Below are 12,098 nucleotides of genomic sequence, written 5' to 3' on the forward strand. Positions count from 1 at the left end.
TGTTAATTTGCCGTTTCTCTGTAACAAAGAGATGCCTCTTCTATCTAAAAAAAACGACAACCACCTAAATGGAGCAAAAAGACAAGTTATTTAAGCAGATTTTTGATTCTAATTCCAAGAAGATTTTTCACCTGTGCTACGGATACACCGGCGATGCAGATGCTGCCAACGACCTGTTACAGGAAACCTTTTTAAAGGTTTGGCAGAATCTGGATAAGTTTAGGAATAAATCTTTAATCTCTACCTGGATCTACAGAATTGCCGTAAATACCTGTTTAACTTATCTGCGATCGGAAAAACGGCAGGCAAAAGATGAACTGACTGACAATATCATTGAAAACAAAATAGAAGAGTTTTCAGAAAAAAATGAGCAGGTGGCTCTACTTTATAAATGCATTTCAAAGCTTGAGGAGAATGACCGTTTGATTATCACCATGGTTCTTGATGAACTTCCCTACCACGAAATTGCCGACATTTCGGGGATTAGCGAGGGCAACCTTAGAGTAAAAATTCACCGTATTAAACAAAAATTAACAGAACTATACAACCAATATGCAAGCGTTTGATCAATTACAGGAGTTGTGGCAAAAGCACGAGGTAGACGTTAAGTTTTCTGCTGATGAGATGCTGCAACAGGCAAAAAAAGAAGTGAATGGTTTGAGGTTTAAATCAACCTTAAACTTATTGGGTATGCTGGTATCCTTCATTGCGATTGCGGCATTGTGGGCATTTTATCACTTTGACTCATGGACTACCCACGTAGGAATCAGTATTACCTTAATAGCCATTGGCGTGTATACCCTGATTCTTTACCGTGACCACAGGCTGATAGCCAAGAACGATTATACCGTTCACCCCAATGAATACCTGAATAACTTGAAAACATACCAGCTGAATCGCTACAGCCTTTATAATTCCTTGTATTGGTTTTATACGGTAGCACTCTCGCTGGGCCTTATGTTTTATTTCATCGAAATATTAGCGTACTTTAATTTATTTCAAAAAGTAATTGCAGTGGGACTTACCTTTCTATGGATTCTATTTTGTTCAACGATTTTAAGGAAAGCGGTAATAAAAAGGGAGAAAGAACGAATTGCACTGCTTATTGAGAAGTTTGAACGGCTTAGCGATCAAATTTCCACTCCCGTGTAATTTAGGCACGGTTTTTTCATTAGCTTTTCTACATACTGAAACCTTATGCTGATGAAAAAGCTGACTGCACTTTTATTTTTTTGTTTGATCATTCCACTAACGTTTGGTTTTAAACAGGATACCCCTGGTCCCGTTCAACTAGACTGGCAAACTCATTTCAAGGGAAAAGCAGATGCCCGTTCTCCTTTCTTCGCACTTACCTCCATGACCTGGCAATACAGCTACGAATCTACCGTATACCGAAACAGGGTAGTCATTAAATTAAAAAACGAAGTGAGTGTGGATAAAGGAAGGTCGTGGGTAAAGTGGGATAAGATCAAAGATCCACAGGTAAGCGCTGATCTGTTGCACCACGAGCAGGGACATGCCGATATTCAGAATATCTTATTTATGGAGGCAGAACGCGTGCTTAAAAACCGCACCTATTCAGTAAATAATTACAAAGCTCAGATTTCTCAGCTTGCTAATGAAATCAGCAATTATTTCGACACGATGCAGCGCAACTATGATGATGAAACAGAGCACGGGAGTAATCATAAAATGCAGGCGCGCTGGAATCAGATTATTATGGATAAAACTGAAGAATCAAGGGCGGCAAGCCTTGCCGATTCAGCAAAATAATTTAGGGAGAAAAACAATCGTTCCTACAACGATGGCCAGAAAAGCCATAAGCAAAACACCGGCAGCAGCCAGATCTTTAACCACCTTTATTTTAGGATGATATGCCGGAGAGACTACATCTGATAGTTTTTCAATGGAGGAATTAAATATTTCAGCAGCGATAACCAATATAATGACCAGAAGGATAGCAATCCATTCCAGTGCGGAGATGTGGAGGTACCAGGACAAGGCTATCGACAATAGCGCAGCAAAGAGGTGTACACGTCCATTATGGTCGTTTTTAATAAAACACCATAAGCCCCCGAAAGCGTATTTAAAACTTTTGATTCTATCGGTAACTGAGAAATTTTGATTTTTATGATCCATATCTGTGCATTCAATACTAGTCCTGATATTTTAATTTTTACCTTTTACGCTATCGTCTTTCAATTCAGTGGCAGAAAAACCATTAGCCCTCAGGTTATACTGGTAAGTTTTGATGATGCTTTTAGTTGAATCTGCAGGATCCTTCACCGGAAACGACCGGAACAGATCGCCGTTTTTAATAAAAAAATTATCGCTTCCTTTATATCCTTTTATCTGGCTCGAGCTCAGCGAAGGGAAACTTATTTTGTTGAAGCCCCCTCCTGCATATTCAAATACGTTAAGGTCGGCCATCGTTCCATTATTTATTAACTGGATGTACAACTCCGGGTTCCCGTCATTGTCGAGATCCATATTCCAGGCATCACTGATCACCCCTTTTCGCTCCACAGCCACAGATTTGTAGTTGTTTTTAATTGAATCCGACATCAGTATCTGGTATCCACCTACAGAATCTACCCCTTTGCCCCAGCTTACAATCTCAAAATTTTGTCCGGGTTTTACTTCAATATCTTTATAGAACTTAAAGGGATTTTTTTGTACTACTTGCACTTCCGCTTTCACTTCTGCTGGTTTATCTTCGTTACATGCAAAACAAAACAGCATCCCTGCCATAAGCATAAGATGCTGTAATTTATTTCTTGGAATGATCATTTTGTTTGGGCGTATTTGTTTGTCCCAAAATAATGATTTTAACTATTTAAAGCAATTTATTTTACTTCTTAGCTTCAGGTTTAACATCTGCTGCTCCGTTATTCAGAATGGTTTCAGTTGTTACACTTCTCCTTCCACTTGGTGCGATCACAATGGTTTTCAGCACTCTTTTCTCTCCTTGAGGAACGCTGACTTTAACAGGAGCTGTGTAGAGGAATGCGTTTTCTGAAGGGCGTGAAGCATCCAGAGAATAATAAATTTTTCCACCTTTAACTGGTACCTTCAGGTCGATAGTAAACTCGCCACCATTTAATGTTTTGTCGCTTTGTCCGATTGGTGTTGGCACCCAAAGATTAATATTCATTCTATCTAAACGGGCCAGATGTACAGGCAAACGTTCTTCAGAGAAATTCTTAATGTCTTTACGTTCTACAGGGCTCCAGGCAATTTCAGCAAGTGCCAGTATGCGTGGGAAAGCATGATTCTCTGCCTTCTCAGGGGTTTTAATGTATTCTGTCCACATATTGGCCTGCACACCTTTAATGTATTTGCGTTGATCGGGGGTGAGTACCTGAGGTACCGGATCGTAAGCATAAATCTTTTGGTAAGGTGCATAACCACCGATGGTTACAGGTTCATCAGGAGAGTTGGATTGTTTATGATCGATATACAAGCCCATTGAACCTGGTGTCATGATTACATCGTGATTTTGTTGTGCTGCAGCAATACCACCGGCTTCACCTCTCCAGCTCATTACTGTAGCATTCGGTGCCAAACCACCCTCTAAAATCTCATCCCATCCGATAATGGATCGTCCTTTTCCATTTACATGTTTCTCAATGGTTTGAATGAAATAGCTTTGTAGTTCATGCTCGTCTTTCAATCCTTTTTCTTTCATCAAAGCCTGGCAGAAAGGTGATTCTTTCCAATAGGTTTTCGGAGCCTCATCACCACCGATGTGAATATATTTTGAAGGGAAAATAGCGATAACTTCGTCCAGAATATTGTTTAACATGGTGAAGGTATTTTCAGATGGCACGAAGATATCATCGAACACACCCCAGGTTTGCTGTACCTGCTTACCTTTTCTGCTGCCTGCCCATGGCGTTTTATCGCTTACAAAAGTATCACGATCAGGAAAACAACTCAATTCAGGGTAGGCTGCAATGGCTGCCGATGCATGGCCCGGAAGTTCAATTTCAGGGATAACCGTAATGTAACGGTCTGCTGCATATTTAACGATTTCTTTAGCCTGCTCCTGCGTATAAAAACCTTTAACTTCTCTTAAGTAATTTCCATTACCCGGATAATTACCAATAATTGAACCATTTCTTGAGGAACCAACCGTGGTTAATTTTGGATATTTTTTTATTTCCAGACGCCATCCCTGATCATCGGTTAAGTGCCAGTGAAAGGTATTAATTTTATAGTAGGCCAGCTGGTCGATATATTTTTTTATGAAAGAGATCGGGAAGAAATGGCGGCAAACATCAAGCATGGTTCCACGGTAGCCGAAACGGGGATAATCATTAATGGTTACTGCAGGTATGGTAATTTTATCTGCTACTTTATCAGGCATCATTTGCATAGCCGACTGAACGCCATAAAAAAGTCCTGCGCCTTTACCGGTAATCACAAACTGATTTGCCGTAACTTTAATAGTGTAGCCTTCAGCAGGCAATTTATCGGCTCCAAACGAGGTCAATACAATAGTTTTCTGACTAGGATCAGTTACCTTCGCCTCTCTGAGTGCGAAACCGGCTTTTGTTACGATAAAGGCGTTTAGTAAATCAGCCATTTTGGTGCCATCAATACTTTGATTAACCAAAACAGTTGTTTTATCTAATGTAAAGTTTCCGCTAGCCCGGGTGATGGATACTGGTGCCGGAATAATCCCCAGATTGGGATCGCCCTGCGCAAAGGCACTGGTACTGATTAACACTCCAATAAAAATCGATAATGCTTTGTTCATGATTGGTTTTATTATTAGGTTTTGTTTTAAACAACCAAGATATAGAATATGTGAAGATATTAAAGAGCACATTTTTGTTACAAAACCTATCAAACGCCTGTTCACAGCACGCAAAGGCATTTCCTGTCTCTTGTAGCGCACAAAAAGTATTATTTAAATCAACCACCAATGCAAAGATCATACAATCGAACAAAAAAAAGGAGAAACCATTTCTGAATTCTCCTTTTGACTTTTTAAGGCGCTAAGATTAAGCTTCTACCGGATGCTCTTTTGCGGCCAGGTATCTTTCGGCATCTAAAGCAGCCATACAACCGGAACCAGCAGCAGTCACTGCCTGACGGTAATACATGTCCTGAACATCACCACAGGCAAATACGCCTTCAATATTAGTTAAGCTTGAACCTGGCTTGGTTAACAGATAACCTGTTTCATCCATATCCAGCTGACCTTTAAAAATATCAGTATTTGGTTTATGACCAATGGCCACGAAGAAACCCTCTACCGGAATTTCGGAAGTGATGTTGGTTTTATTATCCAGTACCTTAACGGCAGTTACGTTTTTTCCATTGCCCAGGATTTCCTGTGTTTCAGTATTGTAATGTACAACGATGTTTGGAGTAGCCAACACGCGGCTTACCATGGCTTTTGAAGCCCTGAACTCATCACGGCGAACCAATAAGTGAACTGTTTTACAAAGTTTAGCCAGATAGGTAGCCTCTTCTGCAGCAGTATCACCAGCACCTACAATGGCAACGTCCTGTCCTTTGAAGAAAAACCCATCGCATACGGCACAGGCAGAAACACCAAATCCATTGTAAAGTTGCTCGCTAGGCAAGCCCAGCCATTTTGCAGTGGCTCCTGTAGCAATAATCACAGTATCGGCAGTAATGGTTTTAATTTCATCAACCACAACTTTATGCGGTGCAGCAGAAAAATCTACCGAACTCACATAACCAAAACGGATATCAGTTCCAAAACGCTCAGCTTGTTTACGGAAGTCTTCCATCATTTCAGGACCCATAATTCCCTGAGGATAACCAGGAAAATTTTCTACGTCGGTAGTTTGCGTTAACTGGCCACCAGCTTGCATACCGGTATACATGATTGGTTTTAAATCAGCTCTTGCTGCATAAATGGCAGCGGTATATCCTGCAGGACCAGAACCTATGATTAAACACTGTACGTGTTCGTTTTCTTGTGACATTATATTGTGTGTTTGAAATTCATTAATTATGGCTCAAATTTAGTGGATTAAACGATTGTTAACAAGAGTACATTGTCAACATAGTTTACTTATTAACAAGTGAGGCCATAGCGAAGGAAGCTTATGTTTGTATCATTCCGACATTGAACTTTCTGGTAACCGGAGATTGATTGGCAGCTTCAATTCCCATGGAAATTACTTTACGGGTTTCCAGAGGATCGATGATACCGTCGACCCAAAGTCTTGAAGCAGCATAATATGGGGTAGTCTGGCTATTATATTTATCTGTAATTTCTTTTAATAGTTCTGCCTCTTTCTCTGCGGAAATCTCCTCTCCCTTCGATTTCAACGAAGCTTCCTGAATTTGGAGTAAAGTTTTGGCAGCCTGTGCACCCCCCATCACGGCAATTTTTGCTGTAGGCCAGGCATAAATCAAACGTGGATCGTAGGCCTTTCCACACATGGCATAGTTGCCTGCTCCATAAGAATTACCCATTACGATGGTAAATTTGGGTACCACAGAATTGGCTACGGCATTCACCATTTTAGCGCCGTCTTTGATGATTCCGCCATGTTCGGAACGACTTCCGACCATAAAACCCGTTACGTCCTGGAGAAATACCAGCGGAATTTTCTTCTGATTACAGTTCATAATGAACCGCGCTGCCTTATCGGCGCTATCCGAATAGATGACGCCACCAAACTGCATTTCCCCTTTTTTGGATTTCACCACTGTTCGCTGATTGGCCACAATGCCTACTGCCCAGCCATCTATACGCCCTAAGCCGCAAACAATGCTTTGTCCATAGCCCTGCTTATATTCTTCAAATTCCGAACCATCAATCAGGCGGTTAATCACCTCCATTACTTCGTAAGGTTTATCTCTGCTATCGGGTATAATGCCATAAAGCTCTTCTTCATTGTGTTTGGGCTTTAGCGGTTTAATCCGATCGAATCCGGCAACTTGTGGCGATCCGAGCATGCTCATGATGTTGCGGATGCTATCGAGACATGCCTGGTCATTGGGATGCTTATAGTCGGTGACTCCTGATATTTCGCAATGGGTAGTTGCACCCCCTAACGTTTCGTTATCTACATCCTCGCCAATGGCAGATTTAACCAGGTATGAGCCGGCTAGGAACACCGAGCCCGTTTTATCCACAATCATGGCTTCATCGCTCATAATTGGCAGGTAGGCGCCACCCGCAACACAGGCCCCCATGATGGCGGAGATCTGAACAATCCCTTCGGCCGACATGATGGCATTGTTTCGAAACATTCTTCCAAAGTGTTCTTTGTCGGGAAAAATCTCATCCTGCATGGGCAGGTAAACACCGGCACTGTCCACCAGATAGATGACAGGCAACCGGTTTTCCATCGCTATTTCCTGCGCACGAAGATTCTTTTTGGCAGTCATAGGAAACCAGGCCCCTGCTTTCACGGTAGCATCATTGGCGACAATCATACACTGCCGGCCACTTACGTAGCCAATACCACAAACCACACCAGCAGAGGGACAACCACCCTGCTCGGCATACATTCCGTCGGCGGTGAAAGCCCCTACCTCCAGAAAGTTTGAATCCTTATCGATCAGGTAAGCAATCCGTTCGCGAGCAAGTAGTTTGCCTTTTTCCTTCTGCTTAGCGGCATTTTTTTCGCCACCCCCTTGATAAATCTTTTTCAGCTTAGTTTTTAACTCGTAAACCAATTGCTTATTGACGTCTTCGTTTTTATTGAATTCGATATTCATACAGGCAATTTAGATTTATTTTTAGAAAAACAGTGGTGACCAAATTGGTTTCTGGTATAAAGAGTTCGAAGTTCCGACTTATCTCCTTAGACAATCGGTGAACAAAGGGTAAATAAACTCATTCACAATGATTTTAATCGATCCTTCCATCTGCTATGGACCTGTACCGATATACTGCAATCAACGATCGATCAACAGATAACCTAAAATTTAGTTCCGGTTAAGTATCTGGAACTGTAAAGCATAGACTCCTGCTAAAAGTAATCTTCCTGTGCCGTTTTCGAAAAAAGCTGTGGAGCAAAGTTTACTAAATATAATTCTTTTTTTGCCCTGGTTACCGCAGTATAAAGCCATCTTAGAAAGTCAAGGTCAATCATCTCTTCTGTGAGGTAACCCTGATCTGTAAAAACGGCATCCCATTGACCGCCCTGTGCTTTATGGCAGGTTACTGCATAAGCAAACTTAATCTGCAAAGCATTAAAGAAAGGATCTTGTTTAATGGCAAGCATCCTTTCCCGCTTATTGGAAATATGTTCGTAATCCTGGTTCAGTCCTTCGAAAAGCTTTTTATTCTGGTCATAAGGCAGATTGGCCGATTCCAGGCTCAGGGTATCCAGCATTACTTTGCAGCTGATTTGTCCTGCAGCCGGAAAATCCAGAAACTCCAGGGTGGCATCAGCGAATCGAAAACCATAACGTTCTTCTTCCCTGCGCACCCTGATTACCTTTGCCATATCACCATTGGCAATGAATGCGGTTTCTTCATTTTCGGGGAGCCAAAAATAGTTATTTCTTACAACCATAATCTGATCTCCACCGGTAAGTTCTTCTTCCCGGTACAGCAACCTTGATCTGATTTGCTGATTGTAAATATTGGCAGATTTATTGGAGCGACAAACTACCAGTGTATTTTCAATTCCAAATTTCCGGTAAGCATATTCCAATCCTTCAACCAGCCTGGCACCGGCCATGTTGTAGATATCAGTATAGTTTTTTGTGAGGAATTTAGGTAACGGGTGTTCAGGATTTTTAATAATCTGGTTTCTTAACATGGTTGCATTGGCCAAAATCCCCGATTTCTTTTCCTGACGGACAACTTCCTTCAATTCTACCGAGGTGATGCTGAGTGAGAACTTATCTTTTAAATATTGCTCATTAAGTGCCGGGCTATCCAGGCTACCTACCGGCGGCAGCTGGGCTGTGTCGCCTACAAAAAGCAGCAAACAATTTTTAGTATTGTACACGAACTCCAGCAGATCCATTAATATTGACGAGCCTGTTTCATTGTATTCATCAGAAATCATAGAAGCCTCATCAATGATAAAGAGCGTATTTTCTGATAAGTTTGGGGCAAGCTGAAACTGCATTTCGGGTGAGGCTGCTGATCTTTTCCTGTAAATCCGTTTATGAATAGTTAAGCCTTTCCTATTGGCATACTGGCTCATTACTTTTGCCGCTCGACCAGTTGGCGCGAGTAGTTCACTTCGTAGATTAAACTTCAGCAATACCTTTACCAATGCTGCCACCGAGGTGGTTTTACCAGTACCGGCATAACCTTTTAATACAAAACAACGGTGCTCGTCTTCATCCTGCAAAAACCTCGACATGCGCTCGCAAAAAAGCAACTGTTCTTTGGTGGGTTTATGTTCGTAAGCATCTGCAATAAGTTGACTTTTATCTGTGTACATCTGTTTTGTTTAAATCCTGGTTACAATAGCAACGTTTCTATTCGGTGCGCCATTACCATATTCTGCTGTTTACTCCAGCTGAAAATGGTGAAGTGACCATCCTGGGAGGCCACCAAACCTATGGCCTGGGGCTGGTCGTTTACAAACTGTGCCACCGAGAAGTGCCTGGTACCACCGAGCTGCCCCGGATAAAGGATTTTATCTTCACCACCAACAATTGGTTCGGAGAACGCGATTTGCTCTACCGTTGGTTTACCTTTTGCCCTGCCGATTTTGGCGCCAAAGGCTACCAATTCAAAGTCCTCATTGATGATGGTTGCCCCGTCAACAGCCGTCAATCCGGCAAGGTGCTCAACTTCCCGGCGCAAAGCACCTTGTGAAAAAATCTCTGTTTGATTGCCACTTTGTTTGGCAAGGTTGGCTAGTCCGCAAAACGGTGGTTCAACCAGATACTGGATAGGGTGAATGATGGAATCTTCCCATTTAACATCGCCTTTCGGAACGATAAGCAGTGCCCCGCCTCGTCCGTGGCTGCGCATCGATACCGAGAACTGAATCAATATGTTGATCGGGTCGTTCCAGCTGGCCAGAACTGTTAAATCCAGGAGTGCCTTTAAAATAGGCGGACAATCGCGGTTGGTGCAGGAGGTATCATCAACAATCCTGATCTGTTCTCCCTTTAGCACGGCAACGTTGGTATATTTTCCAATGCCGTAAATCCTTCTGTGTTTAATTACAATGAGTCCGGGTTCAGACACATCTACAACAAAGCAAAAATTTGGAATGTTTAAAGTGGTTCCCCAGATATAGAGCTCTCCATCTTCTTCCCAAACGCCGAGATGGATTCCTGATCGCTCCACACCAGGCGCAATTTTGGTAAGCGTATTTGCATTCAAGGGCAATGGCCGGGCAAATTTCAAAGGCTTCGAAGTTTGTGAAGGCGGTAAAAATGCGACAGAAATGCGGGGTGAGTGCCCCTCTTCTTTGCGCAGGCTACTCCAAAACGCAACGTCGATGAGTGCTTCAATAGTATGTTTATCGGGTTGAGTGGCCAAATCTACCTCACCTTGTGCCGCTGCATTTGCGTGTAGCTTAATAAAATGTTGCTCAATTTTAGCCGAAACAGTGTTTGCAGCTTTGTAGGTAGGCTTGTAACTCATGTTTCGAATTTAAGCGGATTATTTTAATTTTCAGTTAAGCGAAAGGTTTGATTTTGGTAAAAATCTCCCTCCTACCTCCCGTTTATTTCTTTTGTTAATTTAGAGTGGCGGTTAATTCTTAAAAAACGCTATTTTTGCTTCAATGAGTAACAACAGCCTTTTATTAGTCGATCCGGATTTTAAAGCTGACGCAACAGACAACTGTCATTTATTATTAAAAATAACAAATGACAGCTTTTCTTACGCAGTGCTTAACAAGGATTCGGAAGAGATTAATTTAATTTTTGATAAACAAGGCTGTACTAATCTTGAACAGGATCTGAAAACCGCTTTCGAAACCGATCAGTTCTTATCCGGAAAGTATCTTAAGGTAAAAGCAGCCGTTCATACCTCAAACTTCATTTTTGTACCTGACGAATGGTTTGACGCCAAAAATATTTCGGTTTATTCTAAGTTTTTGGGAACTGACAAAGAACTGCACACCATACCGCATGCTGAGCTGGGCTTCCACACGATTTATTCATTGAATCAAAAGATAGAAAACACGCTTCCTGAAAATACGGCGATTTATCCGCAATCATCACCGTTACTGGCCCTCCACAAACATATTTCGGAAGATGGTTTGGTGATTGATTTTACCGCCAATTCATTTAATGTATTATTCATAAAAGGTGGAAAAATACATTTCCAGAACCACTACGAATCGGAAAGCCCTGAGGAATTTAATTACTTCTTGTTGCTGATCATAGAGCAGTTGGGCTTATCTGAAATTACGCTGGTATACCTTCAGGGAATTATCAATGAGGATGATGAATATTATAATACGCTTTTGAAATACTTTAATAACCTATATTTCTTTTTACCCGCGGGCACAAAAAACAGCGAGCTATTAGCTGATATGCCAAAACATTATTTCAGCGGATTACTGGCTTTGGATTTATGCGAATAATTGGAGGTACATTAAAAGGCATCCGTTTGCAACCGCCGGCAAATCTGCCGGTCCGCCCTACAACCGATATGGCTAAAGAGGCCCTGTTTAATATCCTGAATAATCGGTTTGATTTTGAAACCTGCACCGTTCTCGATTTATTCTGTGGAACGGGCAACCTGACGTTTGAATTTGCTTCGCGCCAGGCCGAAAAGATTGTAGCGGTAGACCTGGATTATGGTTGTGTGAACTGGGTAAAAACCACTGCACAAAAACACGGGTTCGACCAGATAGAAGTTCGTAAAGGTGATGTTTTTAAATTGCTTAAGCAGATGACTGGCAATTATGACCTGATTTTTGCCGACCCTCCTTATAATATGCCAAACATTCCGCAGATTCCAGTGATGGTGAAAGAGCAGGGCTTACTAAAACCTGATGGATTACTGGTGGTGGAACATCAGAGCAACATGAAACTGAATAGCCAGCCTGGTTACACAGAAACACGTAAGTATGGCAATTCATCATTTAGTTTTTTTGAATACGTTTAATTTTTAACGCAGATCGCTATTGCCGAAACAAATCCGGATACCGGCGAATCTGCAAAAT

12 protein-coding genes are annotated in these 12,098 nt (G+C 41.8%); 5 read left to right on the forward strand and 7 right to left on the reverse strand.

Annotated elements, in window-relative coordinates:
- Positions 1-68 precede the first annotated feature (68 nt).
- Genes AB669_RS01190 through AB669_RS01200 form a run of 3 tightly spaced genes read left to right on the forward strand, consistent with a single transcriptional unit; the run spans position 69 to position 1,773 of the window.
- Positions 69-566 (forward strand): RNA polymerase sigma factor, encoded by a 498-nt coding sequence (locus AB669_RS01190; RefSeq protein ID WP_047797443.1) that lies wholly within the window; start codon positions 69-71, stop codon positions 564-566.
- Positions 553-1,152, forward strand: a complete 600-nt coding sequence (locus tag AB669_RS01195) for a hypothetical protein (RefSeq protein ID WP_047797444.1) — start codon at positions 553-555, stop codon at positions 1,150-1,152. The genes AB669_RS01190 and AB669_RS01195 overlap by 14 nt, the downstream gene beginning before the upstream one ends.
- 51 nt (positions 1,153-1,203) lie before the next feature.
- Positions 1,204-1,773 carry a DUF922 domain-containing protein gene (locus AB669_RS01200; protein ID WP_197082299.1) on the forward strand — a complete coding sequence of 190 codons (570 nt, stop codon included), beginning with the start codon at positions 1,204-1,206 and terminating at the stop codon, positions 1,771-1,773.
- Here AB669_RS01200 and AB669_RS01205 read toward each other — a convergent pair.
- From AB669_RS01205 to AB669_RS01240, 7 genes are all read right to left on the reverse strand, one after another.
- Entirely contained in the window at positions 1,762-2,139 is a 378-nt protein-coding gene (locus AB669_RS01205) for a diacylglycerol kinase family protein (protein ID WP_047797446.1), read from the reverse strand. The two genes, AB669_RS01200 and AB669_RS01205, sit on opposite strands and share 12 nt — an antisense overlap.
- A 30-nt stretch (positions 2,140-2,169) precedes the next feature.
- The gene (locus AB669_RS01210) at positions 2,170-2,790 is read right to left on the reverse strand and encodes a hypothetical protein (protein WP_047797447.1); all 621 of its coding nucleotides are present in this window, start codon (positions 2,788-2,790) and stop codon (positions 2,170-2,172) included.
- Between the two features lie 61 nt (positions 2,791-2,851).
- Positions 2,852-4,762, reverse strand: a complete 1,911-nt coding sequence (locus AB669_RS01215) for a beta-N-acetylhexosaminidase (RefSeq protein ID WP_047797448.1) — start codon at positions 4,760-4,762, stop codon at positions 2,852-2,854.
- 247 nt (positions 4,763-5,009) lie between these two features.
- Complete coding sequence (gene trxB / locus AB669_RS01225; RefSeq protein WP_047797450.1) at positions 5,010-5,966, reverse strand: thioredoxin-disulfide reductase; 957 nt, start codon at positions 5,964-5,966, stop codon at positions 5,010-5,012.
- A gap of 121 nt (positions 5,967-6,087) precedes the next feature.
- Positions 6,088-7,716 (reverse strand): acyl-CoA carboxylase subunit beta, encoded by a 1,629-nt coding sequence (locus tag AB669_RS01230; RefSeq protein ID WP_047797451.1) that lies wholly within the window; start codon positions 7,714-7,716, stop codon positions 6,088-6,090.
- 254 nt (positions 7,717-7,970) lie between these two features.
- Positions 7,971-9,404, reverse strand: coding sequence for an ATP-dependent RecD-like DNA helicase (locus tag AB669_RS01235; protein WP_053058201.1), 1,434 nt, complete (start codon positions 9,402-9,404; stop codon positions 7,971-7,973).
- Between the two features lie 20 nt (positions 9,405-9,424).
- Positions 9,425-10,564: a putative sensor domain DACNV-containing protein gene (locus tag AB669_RS01240; RefSeq protein ID WP_047797452.1), complete on the reverse strand. Its 1,140-nt coding sequence runs from the start codon at positions 10,562-10,564 to the stop codon at positions 9,425-9,427.
- Between the two features lie 142 nt (positions 10,565-10,706).
- Between AB669_RS01240 and AB669_RS01245 the strand changes: the two genes are divergently transcribed.
- Positions 10,707-11,513, forward strand: coding sequence for a DUF3822 family protein (locus AB669_RS01245; protein ID WP_047797453.1), 807 nt, complete (start codon positions 10,707-10,709; stop codon positions 11,511-11,513).
- Positions 11,504-12,040, forward strand: a complete 537-nt coding sequence (rsmD, locus tag AB669_RS01250; RefSeq protein ID WP_047797454.1) for a 16S rRNA (guanine(966)-N(2))-methyltransferase RsmD — start codon at positions 11,504-11,506, stop codon at positions 12,038-12,040. The genes AB669_RS01245 and rsmD overlap by 10 nt, the downstream gene beginning before the upstream one ends.
- Positions 12,041-12,098 lie beyond the last annotated feature (58 nt).

This window comes from Pedobacter sp. BMA (assembly GCF_001027745.1).
Classification (GTDB): domain Bacteria; phylum Bacteroidota; class Bacteroidia; order Sphingobacteriales; family Sphingobacteriaceae; genus Pedobacter.